We start from the raw sequence: 14,952 nt of genomic DNA, 5'->3' as shown, positions 1-14,952 counted from the left end.
ATGGCGGTGGCGGGCGGCCGTGTTACCCAGGGCCGATGGGCCGGGTGCGGCGGGAGCCGTTACACTTGTTTCCGTAGGTGCCCATCACGGGTGGGCAGGTGCGACGGTTCGGCCGGCAGGGCGGTGACGCTGATCTCCGGGACCTCTCCGTTTTGACCTGTGCGGCTGTGATAGGTACTCTTTCCCCTTGTGCCCGGGCTCGCCCGGGCAACTCGTGCGTGCGTCGGACCCGGGTTCCCGGTGATCGCGCGGCAGCACGACAGAGTCAAAAGACCCGGCGCGCGGTGACCGCCTGCCGGTGACAGAAATCCGGTGCGCGCGCGAGCGGCTGCACCGGGACCGTGAGTTGGGCGACACGCCCGACCGCGGGTGCCGGGACCTCCGCAAGGTGGCCCTGGCCGGAATGTAGGAGAGCCTTTCCACGAGGGATGGCTACGAGCAGACGGCGCGGTCGCCGGAAGGCGGCCGAAGGGAGCGGAGAAACCCGGTGCCCACGATCCAGCAGCTGGTCCGAAAGGGCCGCCAGGCGAAGACGAGCAAGACCAAGACCCCGGCGCTGAAGGGTTCCCCTCAGCGGCGCGGCGTGTGCACCCGCGTGTACACCACCACCCCGAAGAAGCCGAACTCGGCGCTGCGCAAGGTCGCTCGCGTCAAGCTCAGCAGCCAGATCGAGGTGACCGCCTACATCCCGGGCGTGGGTCACAACCTGCAGGAGCACTCCATCGTGCTCGTTCGCGGCGGCCGGGTGAAGGACCTCCCCGGCGTGCGTTACAAGATCGTCCGCGGTTCGCTGGACACCCAGGGTGTCCGCAACCGCAAGCAGGCGCGCAGCCGTTACGGCGCGAAGAAGGAGAAGAGCTGAGATGCCGCGTAAGGGACCCGCTCCGCGGAAGCCGCTGGTCGCTGACCCGGTGTACAACTCGCCGTTGGTCACCCAGCTGGTGAACAAGATCCTGCTGCGCGGCAAGCGCCAGCTCGCCGAGCGCATCGTGTACGCGGCCCTGGAGGGCTGCCGCGAGAAGTCCGGCACCGACCCGGTCGTCACCCTGAAGCGGGCGATGGACAACGTCAAGCCGACCCTCGAGGTGCGCAGCCGCCGTGTCGGTGGCGCCACCTACCAGGTCCCGGTCGAGGTCCGGCCCGCCCGGGCGACCACCCTGGGCCTGCGCTGGCTGGTCACCTACTCCCGCGCCCGGCGCGAGAAGACCATGATCGAGCGGCTGATGAACGAGCTGCTGGACGCGAGCAACGGCCTCGGTGCCGCCGTCAAGCGGCGCGAGGACACGCACAAGATGGCCGAGTCGAACAAGGCCTTCGCGCACTACCGCTGGTAACACATCTGGTTCCGGCGCCCGCGTGGCGCCGGAACCACCGCCAGTTGTGTCGAGACGACGATAAGTAGGGATTGAAGTGGCCGCCGCAGACGCGCTCGCCAACGTACGCAACATCGGCATCATGGCGCACATCGATGCCGGTAAGACCACCACCACCGAGCGGATCCTCTTCTACACCGGTATCACGTACAAGATCGGTGAGGTCCACGAGGGCGCTGCCGTCATGGACTGGATGGAGCAGGAGCAGGAGCGTGGTATCACCATCACCTCCGCTGCTACCAAGTGTGAGTGGAAGGGCCACACGATCCAGATCATCGACACGCCCGGTCACGTCGACTTCACGGTCGAGGTCGAGCGGTCGCTGCGGGTGCTGGACGGCGCGGTCGCGGTCTACGACGGCGTGGCCGGCGTGGAGCCGCAGACGGAGAACGTCTGGCGTCAGGCCGACAAGTACGACGTCCCGCGGATGTGCTTCGTCAACAAGCTCGACCGGACCGGCGCGGACTTCTTCCGCTGCGTCCAGATGATGATCGACCGGCTGAACGCCACCCCGCTGGTGCTCCAGATCCCGATCGGCCTCGAGGGCGACCACATCGGCGTCGTCGACCTGATCGGCATGCGCGCCCTCACCTGGCGCGGGGAGACCCAGAAGGGTGAGGACTACGCGATCGAGGAGATCCCGGCCGACCTCGCCGACTCCGCCGCGGAATGGCGCGAGAAGCTGATGGAGACCCTGGCCGACGTCGACGACGCGGTGATGGAGAAGTACCTGGAGGGCGAGGAGATCTCCGTCGAGGAGATCAAGGCCGCCATCCGGCGCGCCACGATCGCCAGCAAGGCCAACCCGGTGCTCTGCGGCTCGGCGTTCAAGAACAAGGGCGTCCAGCCCATGCTCGACGCCGTGGTCGACTTCCTGCCGTCGCCGCTGGACATCCCGGCCATCGAGGGCACCGCGACCGACGGCGAGACGCCGCTGCAGCGGAAGCCGTCGAAGAAGGAGCCGTTCTCCGGTCTCGCCTTCAAGATCCAGACCGACAAGCACCTCGGCAAGCTCACCTACGTCCGGGTCTACTCCGGCGTGGTCGAGTCCGGGTCCCAGGTGGTCAACTCCACCAAGGACCGCAAGGAGCGGATCGGCAAGATCTACCAGATGCACGCCAACAAGCGGGAAGAGCGCGGCTCGGCCCAGGCTGGCGACATCATCGCGGTGCAGGGTCTCAAGCAGACCACCACGGGTGACACGCTCTGCGACCCGGCGAACCCGGTCATCCTGGAGTCGATGACGTTCCCGGAGCCGGTCATCGAGGTCGCCATCGAGCCGAAGACCAAGGCTGACCAGGAGAAGCTCAGCACCGCCATCCAGCGGCTGGCCGAGGAGGACCCGACCTTCCGCGTCAAGCTGGACGACGAGACCGGCCAGACGGTCATCTCCGGCATGGGCGAGCTGCACCTGGACATCCTGGTCGACCGGATGCGCCGCGAGTTCAACGTCGAGGCGAACATCGGCAAGCCGCAGGTGGCGTACCGCGAGACCATCCGCCGCAAGGTGGAGAAGGTCGAGTACACCCACAAGAAGCAGACCGGTGGTTCCGGCCAGTACGCCCGGGTCATCATCAGCCTGGAGCCGCTGCCGCTGGACAACGACTCGCCGACCTACGAGTTCGCGAACGCCGTCACGGGTGGCCGCATCCCCCGGGAGTTCATTCCGTCGGTGGACGCCGGTGCCCAGGACGCCATGCAGTACGGCATTCTCGCCGGCTTCCCGCTGGTGGGTGTCAAGCTGACGTTGGTGGACGGCCAGTACCACGAGGTCGACTCGTCCGAGATGGCGTTCAAGATCGCTGGTTCGATGGCGCTGAAGGAGGCGGCCCGCAAGGCCGACCCGGCGCTGCTCGAGCCGGTGATGTCCGTCGAGGTCACCACTCCTGAGGAGAACATGGGTGACGTCATCGGCGACCTCAACTCCCGCCGTGGCATCATCCAGGCGATGGAGGAGCGCAGCGGCACCCGCATCGTGCGGGCGCTGGTGCCGCTGTCGGAGATGTTCGGCTACGTCGGCGACCTGCGGTCGAAGACTCAGGGCCGGGCTAGCTACAGCATGCAGTTCGACTCCTACGCCGAGATTCCGGCCTCGGTGGCGAAGGAGATCATCGCCAAGGCGACTGGTGAGTGACGCTCGCCTGAGCTGATCCGATGAACCGGGGCGGGTCGCGGGAGGAAACTCCCGCCCGCGGCCACCTCGGTCGGGTTGTGTGAGACCGGGACTGTAGGCTTCATCGCCGCAGAACCCACAAAAGCTTCCCGGCCGCAAGGCCGGAAAGGCTGTCGACAGAGTCCTAAGCGCCTACCTGGCGTGCCGGGCGAGAAGAACCAAGAAGTCCACAGGAGGACACCAGTGGCGAAGGCGAAGTTCGAGCGGACTAAGCCGCACGTCAACATCGGCACCATTGGTCACATCGACCACGGTAAGACGACGCTGACGGCGGCCATCACCAAGGTCCTGCACGACCAGTTCCCGGACCTGAACCCGTACACCCCGTTCGACGAGATCGACAAGGCGCCGGAGGAGAAGGCCCGCGGCATCACGATCTCCATCGCGCACGTCGAGTACCAGACCGAGGCGCGGCACTACGCGCACGTCGACTGCCCCGGGCACGCCGACTACATCAAGAACATGATCACCGGTGCCGCGCAGATGGACGGCGCGATCCTGGTGGTGGCGGCGACCGACGGCCCGATGCCGCAGACCCGCGAGCACGTGCTGCTGGCCCGTCAGGTCGGTGTGCCGTACATCGTCGTGGCGCTCAACAAGAGCGACATGGTCGACGACGACGAGCTCCTGGAGCTCGTCGAGCTCGAGGTCCGCGAGCTGCTCTCCTCGCAGGAGTACCCGGGCGACGACCTGCCGGTCGTGCAGGTCTCCGCGCTGAAGGCGCTCGAGGGCGACCCGGTCTGGACCGAGAAGCTGCTCGAGCTGATGAACGCGGTCGACACCGCGATCCCGCAGCCGGAGCGCGAGACCGAGAAGCCGTTCCTCATGCCCGTCGAGGACGTGTTCACGATCACCGGCCGTGGTACCGTGGTCACCGGTCGTGTCGAGCGCGGTGTGTTGCTCCCGAACGAGGACGTCGAGGTCGTCGGCATCCGCGAGAAGGGCTTCAAGACCAAGGTCACCGCGATCGAGATGTTCCGGAAGACCCTGGACGACGCGCGCGCGGGTGAGAACGTCGGTCTCCTGCTGCGTGGCACCAAGCGCGAGGACGTCGAGCGCGGCATGGTGGTCATCAAGCCGGGCACCACGACCCCGCACACGGACTTCGAGGCGACGGTCTACATCCTCTCCAAGGAGGAGGGCGGCCGGCACACCCCGTTCTTCCAGAACTACCGCCCGCAGTTCTACTTCCGGACCACGGACGTCACCGGCGTCGTCACGCTGCCCGAGGGCACCGAGATGGTCATGCCGGGCGACAACACCACGATGAGCGTCAAGCTGATCCAGCCCATCGCGATGGAGGAAAACCTCAAGTTCGCGATCCGGGAGGGTGGCCGTACGGTCGGCGCGGGTCGCGTCACCAAGATCGTCAAGTGAACTGGGTAACCCCGATTAGCGTCGTCGCCGGTCGTGCGGCATACTAGTCAGGTTGCGTAACGGCAGTTCATCGCCCGCGTCCGGCCTTCGCTGGACCTCCGGGTCGTAGAACAGTCGCGCGTAGGGTGGTTGGCCTGCCCCTGGGCGGTCAGCCACCCTCGCACGGCGTCCGGGTCGCGGTGACGCGATCGGCGCCATTGACCCACCGCATGGCCAGCAGAGCTCCGGGGTCCCGGGGCGGAGTCTGGTCCGAGGGCGCGACACGCCCGACCGCGGGGGTCGGCGGAAGTGGGCCTGCACCAGCCGGTGCAGGCGCCCGCAACACAGCGGCATCGAGAGAAGGAACAGAAGCCACCATGGCGGGACAGAAGATCCGCATCCGGCTCAAGGCCTATGACCACGAGGTCGTCGACTCCTCGGCTCGGAAGATCGTCGAGACGGTGACGCGTACCGGGGCGCAGGTCGCTGGCCCGGTGCCGCTGCCCACGGAGATCAACCGTTTCTGCGTTATCCGCTCGCCGCACAAGTACAAGGACTCGCGCGAGCACTTCGAGATGCGTACGCACAAGCGGCTGATCGACATCATCGACCCGACCCCGAAGACGGTCGACTCGCTCATGCGCCTCGACCTGCCGGCTGGCGTCGACATCGAGATCAAGCTGTAGGGACCGGACAAATGGACAGGCAAGTCAAGGGGATCCTGGGCGCCAAGCTCGGCATGACCCAGGTCTGGGACAACAACAAGGTTGTGCCCGTGACCGTGGTTCAGGCCGGCCCGTGCGTCGTCAGCCAGGTTCGTAGCGCCGAGAAGGACGGTTACTCCGCGGTCCAGCTCGCGTACGGCACCATCGACCCGCGCAAGGTCAAGAAGCCGGTCAGCGGGCACTACGCGAAGGCGGACGTGGCGCCGCGCCGGCACATCGTCGAGCTGCGCACCACGGACGCCGCGGACTACTCGCCGGGCCAGGAGGTCACGGTCGAGGAGTTCCCGGTCGGCGTCACCATCGACGTCACCGGCAAGACCAAGGGCAAGGGCTACGCCGGCCCGATGAAGCGGCACGGCTTCCACGGTCTGCGCGCCAGCCACGGTGTCGAGCGCAAGCACCGCTCGCCGGGCTCCATCGGCGCCTGCGCCACCCCGGGTCGCGTCTTCAAGGGCACCCGGATGGCGGGTCGGATGGGTGGCGTGCGCTACACCGTCCAGAACCTGACCGTCCAGGCGGTCGACACCGAGAACAACCTCCTGCTCGTCCGCGGCGCCATCCCCGGCCCCAAGGGCGCGCTGGTCCTGGTCCGTACTGCGGCCAAGGTCAAGGTGAAGAAGGGCGGTGCGGCCAAGTGACCACCGTTGACGTGCGCAACGTCGAAGGCGCGAAGAGCGGCTCCGTCGAGCTGCCGACCGACATCTTCGACGTCCAGGCCAACATCGCGCTGATGCACCAGGTCGTGGTGGCCCAGCTTGCGGCCGCCCGGCAGGGCACGCACAAGGCCAAGACCCGCGGCGAGGTCGCCGGTGGCGGCAAGAAGCCGTACAAGCAGAAGGGCACCGGTCGGGCCCGCCAGGGTTCGATCCGCGCGCCGCAGTTCGCCGGCGGTGGCGTGGTCCACGGCCCGGTGCCGCGCGACTACAGCCAGCGGACCCCGAAGAAGATGAAGGCCGCCGCCCTGCGTGGCGCCCTCTCCGACCGGGCCCGCGCCGGCCAGGTGCACGTCGTCGAGGCGTTCGTCTCGGGCGAGAAGCCGTCGACCAAGGCCGCCCTGGCCACGCTGGCCAAGCTGACCGAGGCGCGTCGCGTCCTGGTCGTGCTGAGCAGCACCGACGAGCTGAACTGGGTGTCGCTGCGCAACGAGCCGCGGGTGCACCTGATCGAGGCCGGCCAGCTCAACACGTACGACGTGTTGGTGGCCGACGACGTGGTCTTCACCAAGGACGCCCTGGACGAGTTCCTGGGTGTGCCGGCTGAGACCACCGAGGAGGGTGACAAGTGAGCACGATCGCCGATCCGCGTGACGTCATCATCGCGCCGGTCGTCTCGGAGAAGAGCTACAGCGAGCTGAACCGGAACTGGTACACCTTCCTGGTGCACCCGGACGCCAACAAGACCGAGATCAAGATCGCTGTCCAGCAGATCTTCAACGTCCGCGTCCTGACGGTCAACACGCTCAACCGCGAGGGTAAGCGCAAGCGCACCAAGACCGGCTTCGGTCAGCGCAAGGCCACCAAGCGGGCGATCGTGAAGCTGGCTGACGGTGACCGTATCGAGGCCTTCGGCGGCCCGGTCAGCTGAGGGGTGTAGACAATGGCTATCCGTAAGTACAAGCCGACGACGCCGGGCCGGCGTGGCTCGAGCGTCGCCGACTTCGCCGAGATCACCCGGTCGACGCCCGAGAAGTCGCTGCTGGCTCCGCTGCCGAAGAAGGGCGGGCGTAACGCCCACGGCCGGATCACCACGCGGCACCACGGTGGCGGCCACAAGCGCCAGTACCGTCTGATCGACTTCAAGCGGGTCGACAAGGACGGCATCCCGGCGAAGGTCGCGCACATCGAGTACGACCCGAACCGCACCGCGCGCATCGCGCTGCTGCACTACGCCGACGGCGAGAAGCGCTACATCATCGCGCCGAAGGACCTGAAGCAGGGCGACGCGATCGAGTCCGGTCCGGGCGCCGACATCAAGCCCGGCAACAACCTGCCGCTGCGCAACATCCCGGTCGGTACGACGATCCACAACGTGGAGCTTCGTCCGGGCGGCGGCGCCAAGCTGGCCCGCTCGGCCGGCGTCGGTATCCAGCTGCTCGGCCGGGAGGGCGCGTACGCGACCCTCCGGATGCCGTCCGGCGAGATCCGGCGCGTCGACGTGCGCTGCCGCGCCAGCATCGGCGAGATCGGCAACGCCGACCAGTCGAACATCAACTGGGGCAAGGCCGGCCGGATGCGGTGGAAGGGCAAGCGCCCGACCGTCCGTGGTGTCGCCATGAACCCGGTCGACCACCCGCACGGTGGTGGTGAGGGCAAGACCTCCGGTGGTCGCCACCCGGTCAACCCGCAGGGTAAGCCCGAGGGCCGCACCCGTCGTAAGGGCCAGCCGAGCGACCGGCTGATCGTCCGCCGCCGCTACGCCACGCGTAAGCGCGGCTGAGGGAGATAAGACATGCCTCGCAGCCTGAAGAAGGGCCCGTTCGTCGACGACCACCTGCTCAAGAAGGTGGAGACGCAGAACGACAAGGGCTCGAAGAACGTCATCAAGACCTGGTCGCGGCGCTCGACGATCATCCCCGAGATGCTCGGCCACACGATCGCCGTGCACGACGGACGCAAGCACGTCCCGGTGTTCGTCACCGAGGCGATGGTCGGGCACAAGCTCGGCGAGTTCGCGCTGACCCGCACCTTCAAGGGTCACGAGAAGGACGACCGGAAGAGCCGCCGGCGCTGAGCCGCGGGCATACGGATAGAGGAACAAGGGGTTACAGCGATGCCAGGAAAGGGCGACGCTCCGGTGCTTCCGGGCGCGCGGGCGGTTGCGCGGCACGTGCGCATCTCGCCGATGAAGGCGCGCCGGGTGGTCAACCTCGTCCGCGGCCTGCCCGCGAAGGAGGCGCTCACGGTGCTGCAGTTCGCGCCGCAGGCTGCGAGCGAGCAGGTGTACAAGGTGCTCGCTAGCGCGATCGCCAACGCGGAGAACAACGAGCGGCTGGACCCCGACGCGCTGCTCGTCAGCGAGGCGTTCGTCGACGAGGGCCCGACGATGAAGCGGTTCCGGCCGCGGGCGCAGGGCCGGGCGTACCGGATCCGCAAGCGCACCTGCCACATCACCGTGGCGGTCGAGGCGGTCGTGCCGGCCGCGCCGAAGAAGTCCGCGGCGAAGAAGGCCGCCCCGGCGCAGCAGGCTGCGGCCGCTGAGACGGAGAGCAAGACGGAGGGCGCCGAGTAATGGGTCAGAAGGTTCACCCCACTGGGTTCCGGCTCGGCATCTCGACCGACTGGAAGTCCCGCTGGTTCGCGGACAAGCTCTACAAGGACTACATCGGCGAGGATGTCAAGATCCGCCGGATGATGTCCAAGGGTCTCGAGCGTGCCGGCATCTCCAAGGTCGACATCGAGCGCACCCGGGACCGGGTCCGCGTCGACATCCACACCGCCCGGCCGGGCATCGTCATCGGCCGTAAGGGTGCGGAGGCCGACCGGATCCGCGGCGAGCTGGAGAAGCTCACCCGCAAGCAGGTGCAGCTGAACATCATCGAGGTGAAGAACCCCGAGTCGGACGCGCAGCTGGTCGCCCAGGGCGTCGCCGAGCAGCTCTCCAGCCGGGTCAGCTTCCGTCGGGCGATGCGCAAGGCGATGCAGTCGGCGATGAAGAACCCGGTCTGCAAGGGCATCCGGGTCCAGGTCTCGGGTCGCCTCGGCGGCGCCGAGATGAGCCGGACCGAGTTCTACCGCGAGGGCCGGGTTCCGCTGCACACGCTGCGGGCCAACATCGAGTACGGCTTCTTCGAGGCCCGTACCACCTTCGGCCGGATCGGCGTGAAGGTCTGGATCTACAAGGGTGACGCGGTGCCGGGCCGGGAGACTCCGGCCGAGGCTCCGTCGCGCCCGCGCCGTGAGCGCGGCGACCGCCCCGAGCGGCCGCGTCGTGGTCGGTCCGGTTCGTCCGGCACGACCGCCGGTGGCACCGAGGCCGGCCGGGCTGCCGCGACCACCATCGCGCAGCAGGCCGAGACGCCGAGTGGCGAGCCGATCGATGCTGGTGCGGTCGCGTCGGCCGCTTCCACTCCGGCAGAAACGCAGCAGGAGGGCTGACAGATGCTGATGCCGCGCAAGCCCCCGAAGGGCTTCCGCAAGCCGCACCACCCGGACCGCCACGGCGCGTCCAAGGGTGGCAACCGCGTGGTGTTCGGCGAGTTCGGGATCCAGGCTCTCGAGCCGGCGTACGTGACGAACCGGCAGATCGAGTCGGCGCGTATCGCGATGACCCGCCACATCAAGCGTGGCGGTAAGGTCTGGATTTCGATCTTCCCGGACCAGGCCCTGACCAAGAAGCCGGCCGAGACCCGGATGGGTTCCGGTAAGGGCTCGCCCGAGTGGTGGGTCGCCAACGTCAAGCCGGGGCGGATCCTGTTCGAGATGTCGTTCCCCAACGAGCAGATCGCGCGAGAGGCGATGCGTCGCGCGATCCACAAGCTCCCGATGAAGTGCCGCATTGTTACGCGCGAAGTGGGTGAATCCTGATGGCAGCGGGCGTTAAGGCCTCCGAGCTGCGTGAGCTCTCCGAGGAGGAGCTGGTCACGAAGCTGCGTGAGGCCAAGGCGGAGCTGTTCAACCTCCGCGTGCAGGCCGCAACCGGGCAGCTGGACAACAACCGGCGGCTGCAGGTCATCCGTCGGGAGATCGCCCGGATCTACACGATCATGCGTGAGCGCGAGCTGGGTCTCTCGGTCGCGCCGACTGAGGTGACTGCATCATGAGCGAGACTGAGAACACCACCGTCGACGCACGGGCCCGCCGGAAGGTGCGTGAGGGCCTCGTCGTCAGCGACAAGATGGACAAGACCGTCGTGGTCGAGGTCGAGGACCGGGTCAAGCACGCGCTGTACGGCAAGATCATGCGCCGTACCCGCAAGCTGAAGGTGCACGACGAGCAGAACGCCGCCGGCATCGGCGACCGGGTCCTGATCATGGAGACCCGGCCGCTGTCCGCCACCAAGCGTTGGCGGATCGTGGAGATCCAGGAAAAGGCCAAGTAGCGAAGGCTCGAGCTCGCCCGGCGTCAGTCGGGCGCAGGTTCCGCCAGGCTCCGGCCGCGGCAGGCGGCCGGAGAACCGGCAGACATAGGAGATAGACGTGATTCAGCAGGAGTCGCGACTGCGCGTCGCCGACAACACGGGTGCCCGGGAGATCCTGTGCATCCGGGTTCTCGGGGGCTCCGGTCGGCGCTACGCGAGCATCGGCGACGTCATCGTGGCCACGGTCAAGGACGCGATCCCGGGTGCCGGTGTGAAGAAGGGCGACGTCGTCAAGGCCGTCGTCGTCCGCACCGCCAAGGAGAAGCGGCGGCCGGACGGCTCGTACATCCGCTTCGACGAGAACGCCGCCGTCATCATCAAGGACGGTGGGGACCCGCGCGGTACCCGTATCTTCGGCCCGGTGGGTCGCGAGCTGCGGGACAAGCGGTTCATGAAGATCATTTCCCTCGCGCCGGAGGTGTTGTGACCGTGAAGGTCAAGAAGGGCGACACGGTCGTCGTCATCGCCGGCAAGGACAAGGGTGCCAAGGGCAAGGTCATCGCGGCCTACCCGCGGCAGGACAAGGTCCTGGTCGAGGGCGTGAACCGGGTCAAGAAGCATACCCGCATCAGCACCACCCAGCGTGGCGCCAAGACCGGCGGCATCGTCACCCAGGAAGCCCCGATCCACGTCTCCAACGTGATGGTCGTGGACTCCGACGGGAACCCGACCCGCGTCGGGTACCGGATCGACGACAACGGCCAGAAGGTCCGCATCGCGCGTAGCTCCGGTAAGGACCTGTGATGACCACGGCTACCGAAACCAAGACCATGCCGCGCCTCAAGGAGCGGTACCGCAACGAGATCGCGGCCAAGCTGCAGGAGCAGCACAGCTACGGCAACCCCATGCAGGTGCCGCGGCTGGTCAAGATCGTCGTGAACATGGGTGTCGGCGAGGCCGCCCGGGACGCCAAGCTGATCGACGGCGCCGTCCGGGACCTGGCCACGATCACCGGCCAGAAGCCGCAGGTGCGGCGGGCGACCAAGTCCATCGCGCAGTTCAAGCTCCGCGAGGGCATGCCGATCGGCGCGAAGGTCACCCTCCGCGGCGACCGGATGTGGGAGTTCCTGGACCGCCTGCTCTCCATCGCGCTGCCGCGTATCCGCGACTTCCGCGGGCTGGACGGGCGCAAGCTCGACGGGCACGGCAACTACACGTTCGGCCTGACCGAGCAGTCGGTGTTCCACGAGATCGACCAGGACAAGATCGATCGCCAGCGGGGCATGGACATCACGGTGGTCACGACCGCCACGACCGACGACGAGGGCCGGGCGCTGCTCAAGCTCCTGGGCTTCCCGTTCAAGGAGAACTGAGATGGCCAAGAAGGCGCTGATCCTCAAGGCGGCCGCGAAGCCGAAGTTCTCGGTTCGCGCGTACACCCGCTGCCAGCGGTGCGGGCGTCCCAAGGCGGTCTACCGCAAGTTCGGTCTCTGCCGGGTCTGCATCCGGGAGATGGCCCACCGCGGTGAGCTGCCGGGCGTGTCCAAGGCTTCCTGGTAAGGGCGACCGCGCCCCGGCCGCCGGCCGGGGCCCCCTTGCACCGATCATGTATTGCTCTTCGCCGTAGGCCCGGGGCTGACCGCCCCGGGAACCCCGGCGAGAAAGGCTGACGAAATCCATGACGATGACCGACCCGATCGCAGACATGCTCACGCGTCTGCGTAACGCCAACCAGGCGTACCACGACCGGGTGACGATGCCCTACTCCAAGATCAAGGCGAACATCGCCGAGGTCCTGAAGGCCGAGGGCTACATCGCCACCTGGTCGGTCGAGGAGCCCGAGGAGGGCGCCGTCGGCAAGCGACTGGTCGTCGAGCTGAAGTACGGCCAGAGCCGCGAGCGGAGCCTGGCCGGCATCAAGCGCGTGTCCAAGCCCGGTCTCCGGGTGTACGCCAAGTCGGACGGGCTCCCGCGGGTGCTCGGCGGGCTGGGCGTGGCGATCATTTCGACGTCCCAGGGACTGCTCACCGACCGGCAGGCCCGCAAGCGGAGCGTTGGCGGGGAAGTCCTCGCCTTCGTCTGGTAACGGGAGACAGGTAGAAATGTCGCGTATTGGACGTAAGTCGATCCCGGTGCCTGCCGGCGTCGACATCACGATCGACGGCCAGGCCGTCAAGGTCAAGGGCCCGAAGGGCGAGCTCACGCACGTGCTCGCCGAGCCGATCACCGCGGAGCGGGCCGAGGACGGCCAGCTCCAGGTCAACCGGCCGAACGACGAGCGCAAGGCCAAGGAGTTGCACGGCCTGAGCCGGACCCTGATCGCCAACATGATCGTCGGCGTGACCGAGGGCCACCGCAAGAGCCTGGAGATCGCCGGCACCGGTTACCGGGTCACGGCCAAGGGCAAGGACCTGGAGTTCGCGCTCGGGTTCTCGCACCCGGTGCTGGTCCCCGCGCCGAACGGCATCACCTTCACGGTGGAGAAGCCGACCGTGTTCCACGTGGCCGGCATCGACAAGCAGCTCGTCGGCGAGGTCGCCGCCAACATCCGGAAGATCCGCCCGCCGGAGCCCTACAAGGGCAAGGGCGTCAAGTACCAGGGCGAGGTCATTCGTCGTAAGGCCGGAAAGGCAGGTAAGAAGTGAGCGCCACGCTGCTCAAGCGTCGCCGCGGCGTCGCCGCCAAGCGCGCCGTCGGCCGTGCGCGGCGACACTTCCGGGTCCGCAAGAACGTCAGCGGCACCCCCGAGCGTCCCCGCCTGGTCGTCACCCGGTCGCTGCGCCACATCGTCGCGCAGATCGTCGACGACACCAAGGGTCACACCCTGGCGTCGGCCTCGACCCTGGACGCGTCGCTGCGCGGCACCGAGGGCGACAAGAGCGCCCTGGCCGGCAAGGTCGGCACCCTGCTCGCCGAGCGGGCCAAGGCCGCCGGCGTCTCGAAGGTCGTCTTCGACCGCGGTGGCAACCGGTACGCGGGGCGGGTCGCCGCGCTTGCCGACGCCGCCCGCGAAGCCGGGCTCGAGTTCTAGAAACCCCGTCACGAGAGAGAAGGAAGGCTGCTGATGCCAGGTCAACAGCGCCGTGGCGGCGGGTCCGGTGGCAACGAGGGTGGTCGCCGCGACAACCGCCGTGAGGGCGGCCGCGGAAACGCGCCCGTCGAGAAGACCCCGCACCTCGAGCGGGTCGTCGCGATCAACCGCGTCGCCAAGGTCGTGAAGGGTGGTCGTCGCTTCAGCTTCACCGCCCTGGTGATCGTGGGCGACGGCGACGGCACCGTCGGCGTGGGCTACGGAAAGGCCAAGGAGGTGCCCGCGGCGATCGCCAAGGGCGTCGAGGAGGCCAAGAAGCACTTCTTCAAGGTGCCGCGGATCGCTTCCTCGATCCCGCACCCGGTGACGGGTGAGGCCGCCGCCGGTGTGGTGCTGCTCAAGCCGGCCTCCGCCGGTACGGGTGTCATCGCCGGTGGTCCGGTGCGTGCCGTGCTGGAGTGCGCGGGCATCCACGACGTGCTCTCCAAGAGCCTCGGCTCGTCCAACCCGATCAACATCGTGCACGCCACGGTGGCGGCGCTGAAGGGGCTGGAGTCCCCGGAGGCCGTCGCAGCCCGTCGTGGCCTGCCGGTCGAGGACGTCGCGCCGGCCGCCATGCTGGCGTCGCGGGCGGGGGTGGCGTCCTGATGGCTCGCCTGAAGGTCACCCAGCTCCGGTCCGAGATCGGTGCCAAGCGCAACCAGCGTGAGTCGCTGCGTTCGCTCGGCCTGAAGCGGATCAACGACGTGGTGGTCAAGGAGGACCGTCCCGAGATCCGTGGCATGATCTTCGCGGTCAACCACCTCGTGAAGGTCGAGGAGGTCGAGTAATGACGATCAAGGTCCACCACCTGCGCCCGGCGCCCGGTGCCAAGACCGCGAAGACCCGCGTGGGTCGCGGTGAGGGCTCCAAGGGCAAGACCGCCGGTCGCGGTACCAAGGGTTCCAAGGCTCGCAAGAACATCTCGGCGGCGTTCGAGGGTGGGCAGATGCCCATCCACATGCGCCTGCCGAAGGTGAAGGGCTTCAAGAACAAGTTCAAGGTGGTCTTCCAGGTGGTCAACCTGGACAGGCTCGCCGAGCTGTTCCCGAACGGCGGCCAGGTCGGCCCGCAGGAGCTGGTCGAGGCCGGCGCGGTCCGCAAGGGCCACCCGGTCAAGGTGCTCGGCACCGGCGACCTCAACGGCGTGTCTATCCAGGTGTCGGCGCAGGCGTTCAGCGCGTCGGCCAAGGAGAAGATCACCGCCGCCGGTGGCTCTGTCACCGAGCTGTAAGGCCG

At 67.9% G+C, this 14,952-nt stretch carries 25 protein-coding genes; all 25 read left to right on the top strand.

Features of this window, described 5'->3' with window-relative positions:
- Positions 1-487 precede the first annotated feature (487 nt).
- The 25 genes from rpsL (at position 488) to rplO (ending at position 14,947) form a co-directional block, all read left to right on the top strand.
- Positions 488-862 carry a 30S ribosomal protein S12 gene (gene rpsL / locus ACFT41_RS19475; protein ID WP_014440718.1) on the top strand — a complete coding sequence of 125 codons (375 nt, stop codon included), beginning with the start codon at positions 488-490 and terminating at the stop codon, positions 860-862.
- A 1-nt stretch (position 863) separates the two neighbouring features.
- Complete coding sequence (gene rpsG / locus ACFT41_RS19470; RefSeq protein ID WP_077938296.1) at positions 864-1,334, top strand: 30S ribosomal protein S7; 471 nt, start codon at positions 864-866, stop codon at positions 1,332-1,334.
- Between the two features lie 76 nt (positions 1,335-1,410).
- Positions 1,411-3,507 (top strand): elongation factor G, encoded by a 2,097-nt coding sequence (gene fusA / locus ACFT41_RS19465; protein ID WP_377586183.1) that lies wholly within the window; start codon positions 1,411-1,413, stop codon positions 3,505-3,507.
- A gap of 222 nt (positions 3,508-3,729) precedes the next feature.
- Positions 3,730-4,923: an elongation factor Tu gene (gene tuf, locus ACFT41_RS19460; protein WP_363628709.1), complete on the top strand. Its 1,194-nt coding sequence runs from the start codon at positions 3,730-3,732 to the stop codon at positions 4,921-4,923.
- A gap of 356 nt (positions 4,924-5,279) precedes the next feature.
- Positions 5,280-5,588 carry a 30S ribosomal protein S10 gene (gene rpsJ / locus ACFT41_RS19455; protein ID WP_007073037.1) on the top strand — a complete coding sequence of 103 codons (309 nt, stop codon included), beginning with the start codon at positions 5,280-5,282 and terminating at the stop codon, positions 5,586-5,588.
- An 11-nt stretch (positions 5,589-5,599) separates the two neighbouring features.
- Positions 5,600-6,265, top strand: a complete 666-nt coding sequence (gene rplC, locus ACFT41_RS19450; RefSeq protein ID WP_377586181.1) for a 50S ribosomal protein L3 — start codon at positions 5,600-5,602, stop codon at positions 6,263-6,265.
- Positions 6,262-6,912, top strand: a complete 651-nt coding sequence (gene rplD, locus ACFT41_RS19445; protein ID WP_377586179.1) for a 50S ribosomal protein L4 — start codon at positions 6,262-6,264, stop codon at positions 6,910-6,912. The genes rplC and rplD overlap by 4 nt, the downstream gene beginning before the upstream one ends.
- Positions 6,909-7,211: a 50S ribosomal protein L23 gene (gene rplW / locus ACFT41_RS19440; protein ID WP_377586177.1), complete on the top strand. Its 303-nt coding sequence runs from the start codon at positions 6,909-6,911 to the stop codon at positions 7,209-7,211. Before rplD ends, rplW begins: the two co-directional genes overlap by 4 nt.
- Before the next feature lie 12 nt (positions 7,212-7,223).
- Positions 7,224-8,063, top strand: a complete 840-nt coding sequence (rplB, locus tag ACFT41_RS19435) for a 50S ribosomal protein L2 (RefSeq protein WP_377586175.1) — start codon at positions 7,224-7,226, stop codon at positions 8,061-8,063.
- 12 nt (positions 8,064-8,075) lie between these two features.
- Positions 8,076-8,357 carry a 30S ribosomal protein S19 gene (gene rpsS / locus ACFT41_RS19430; protein WP_007073032.1) on the top strand — a complete coding sequence of 94 codons (282 nt, stop codon included), beginning with the start codon at positions 8,076-8,078 and terminating at the stop codon, positions 8,355-8,357.
- Positions 8,358-8,396: 39 nt separating this feature from the next.
- Complete coding sequence (gene rplV, locus ACFT41_RS19425) at positions 8,397-8,855, top strand: 50S ribosomal protein L22 (protein WP_377586173.1); 459 nt, start codon at positions 8,397-8,399, stop codon at positions 8,853-8,855.
- Positions 8,855-9,721 carry a 30S ribosomal protein S3 gene (rpsC, locus tag ACFT41_RS19420; RefSeq protein WP_377586171.1) on the top strand — a complete coding sequence of 289 codons (867 nt, stop codon included), beginning with the start codon at positions 8,855-8,857 and terminating at the stop codon, positions 9,719-9,721. Before rplV ends, rpsC begins: the two co-directional genes overlap by 1 nt.
- A gap of 3 nt (positions 9,722-9,724) precedes the next feature.
- A complete protein-coding gene (gene rplP, locus ACFT41_RS19415) occupies positions 9,725-10,150 on the top strand; it encodes a 50S ribosomal protein L16 (RefSeq protein WP_043965519.1) in 426 nt (141 codons plus the stop codon).
- Positions 10,150-10,386: a 50S ribosomal protein L29 gene (rpmC, locus tag ACFT41_RS19410; protein ID WP_074472523.1), complete on the top strand. Its 237-nt coding sequence runs from the start codon at positions 10,150-10,152 to the stop codon at positions 10,384-10,386. Before rplP ends, rpmC begins: the two co-directional genes overlap by 1 nt.
- The gene (gene rpsQ, locus ACFT41_RS19405; RefSeq protein ID WP_074472524.1) at positions 10,383-10,664 is read left to right on the top strand and encodes a 30S ribosomal protein S17; all 282 of its coding nucleotides are present in this window, start codon (positions 10,383-10,385) and stop codon (positions 10,662-10,664) included. Before rpmC ends, rpsQ begins: the two co-directional genes overlap by 4 nt.
- Before the next feature lie 97 nt (positions 10,665-10,761).
- Positions 10,762-11,130: a 50S ribosomal protein L14 gene (gene rplN / locus ACFT41_RS19400; RefSeq protein WP_007073026.1), complete on the top strand. Its 369-nt coding sequence runs from the start codon at positions 10,762-10,764 to the stop codon at positions 11,128-11,130.
- Positions 11,127-11,447, top strand: coding sequence for a 50S ribosomal protein L24 (gene rplX, locus ACFT41_RS19395; protein ID WP_377586169.1), 321 nt, complete (start codon positions 11,127-11,129; stop codon positions 11,445-11,447). The genes rplN and rplX overlap by 4 nt, the downstream gene beginning before the upstream one ends.
- Entirely contained in the window at positions 11,447-12,016 is a 570-nt protein-coding gene (rplE, locus tag ACFT41_RS19390) for a 50S ribosomal protein L5 (protein WP_377586167.1), read from the top strand. Before rplX ends, rplE begins: the two co-directional genes overlap by 1 nt.
- A gap of 1 nt (position 12,017) precedes the next feature.
- On the top strand, positions 12,018-12,203 hold the full coding sequence (locus ACFT41_RS19385) for a type Z 30S ribosomal protein S14 (RefSeq protein ID WP_007073023.1): 186 nt from the start codon (positions 12,018-12,020) through the stop codon (positions 12,201-12,203).
- A 118-nt stretch (positions 12,204-12,321) separates the two neighbouring features.
- Positions 12,322-12,729, top strand: coding sequence for a 30S ribosomal protein S8 (rpsH, locus tag ACFT41_RS19380; protein WP_091242005.1), 408 nt, complete (start codon positions 12,322-12,324; stop codon positions 12,727-12,729).
- Positions 12,730-12,745: 16 nt separating this feature from the next.
- Positions 12,746-13,288 carry a 50S ribosomal protein L6 gene (rplF, locus tag ACFT41_RS19375; RefSeq protein ID WP_377586165.1) on the top strand — a complete coding sequence of 181 codons (543 nt, stop codon included), beginning with the start codon at positions 12,746-12,748 and terminating at the stop codon, positions 13,286-13,288.
- Entirely contained in the window at positions 13,285-13,674 is a 390-nt protein-coding gene (rplR, locus tag ACFT41_RS19370; RefSeq protein ID WP_377586163.1) for a 50S ribosomal protein L18, read from the top strand. The genes rplF and rplR overlap by 4 nt, the downstream gene beginning before the upstream one ends.
- 33 nt (positions 13,675-13,707) lie before the next feature.
- A complete protein-coding gene (rpsE, locus tag ACFT41_RS19365; protein WP_007073019.1) occupies positions 13,708-14,322 on the top strand; it encodes a 30S ribosomal protein S5 in 615 nt (204 codons plus the stop codon).
- The gene (gene rpmD, locus ACFT41_RS19360) at positions 14,322-14,504 is read left to right on the top strand and encodes a 50S ribosomal protein L30 (protein WP_043965530.1); all 183 of its coding nucleotides are present in this window, start codon (positions 14,322-14,324) and stop codon (positions 14,502-14,504) included. Before rpsE ends, rpmD begins: the two co-directional genes overlap by 1 nt.
- Positions 14,504-14,947: a 50S ribosomal protein L15 gene (gene rplO / locus ACFT41_RS19355; protein WP_377586161.1), complete on the top strand. Its 444-nt coding sequence runs from the start codon at positions 14,504-14,506 to the stop codon at positions 14,945-14,947. Before rpmD ends, rplO begins: the two co-directional genes overlap by 1 nt.
- Positions 14,948-14,952 lie beyond the last annotated feature (5 nt).

Source organism: Micromonospora sp. NPDC057141 (assembly GCF_042670805.1).
Taxonomy (GTDB): Bacteria; Actinomycetota; Actinomycetes; order Mycobacteriales; family Micromonosporaceae; genus Micromonospora.
Note: the sequence above shows the minus strand (reverse complement) of the source record. Positions and strands in the feature narration are given on the sequence as shown.

Coding starts and splice junctions, on each gene's coding strand:
- rplF (WP_377586165.1), top strand. CDS start 12,746: ATGTCGCGTATTGGACGTAAGTCGATCCCGGTGCCTGCCGGCGTCGAC.
- rpsS (WP_007073032.1), top strand. CDS start 8,076: ATGCCTCGCAGCCTGAAGAAGGGCCCGTTCGTCGACGACCACCTGCTC.
- rpsG (WP_077938296.1), top strand. CDS start 864: ATGCCGCGTAAGGGACCCGCTCCGCGGAAGCCGCTGGTCGCTGACCCG.
- rpsQ (WP_074472524.1), top strand. CDS start 10,383: ATGAGCGAGACTGAGAACACCACCGTCGACGCACGGGCCCGCCGGAAG.
- rplP (WP_043965519.1), top strand. CDS start 9,725: ATGCTGATGCCGCGCAAGCCCCCGAAGGGCTTCCGCAAGCCGCACCAC.
- rpmC (WP_074472523.1), top strand. CDS start 10,150: ATGGCAGCGGGCGTTAAGGCCTCCGAGCTGCGTGAGCTCTCCGAGGAG.
- rpsE (WP_007073019.1), top strand. CDS start 13,708: ATGCCAGGTCAACAGCGCCGTGGCGGCGGGTCCGGTGGCAACGAGGGT.
- rplC (WP_377586181.1), top strand. CDS start 5,600: ATGGACAGGCAAGTCAAGGGGATCCTGGGCGCCAAGCTCGGCATGACC.
- rpmD (WP_043965530.1), top strand. CDS start 14,322: ATGGCTCGCCTGAAGGTCACCCAGCTCCGGTCCGAGATCGGTGCCAAG.
- rplO (WP_377586161.1), top strand. CDS start 14,504: ATGACGATCAAGGTCCACCACCTGCGCCCGGCGCCCGGTGCCAAGACC.
- rpsH (WP_091242005.1), top strand. CDS start 12,322: ATGACGATGACCGACCCGATCGCAGACATGCTCACGCGTCTGCGTAAC.
- rpsJ (WP_007073037.1), top strand. CDS start 5,280: ATGGCGGGACAGAAGATCCGCATCCGGCTCAAGGCCTATGACCACGAG.
- rplV (WP_377586173.1), top strand. CDS start 8,397: ATGCCAGGAAAGGGCGACGCTCCGGTGCTTCCGGGCGCGCGGGCGGTT.
- rplE (WP_377586167.1), top strand. CDS start 11,447: ATGACCACGGCTACCGAAACCAAGACCATGCCGCGCCTCAAGGAGCGG.
- ACFT41_RS19385 (WP_007073023.1), top strand. CDS start 12,018: ATGGCCAAGAAGGCGCTGATCCTCAAGGCGGCCGCGAAGCCGAAGTTC.
- rpsC (WP_377586171.1), top strand. CDS start 8,855: ATGGGTCAGAAGGTTCACCCCACTGGGTTCCGGCTCGGCATCTCGACC.
- rplB (WP_377586175.1), top strand. CDS start 7,224: ATGGCTATCCGTAAGTACAAGCCGACGACGCCGGGCCGGCGTGGCTCG.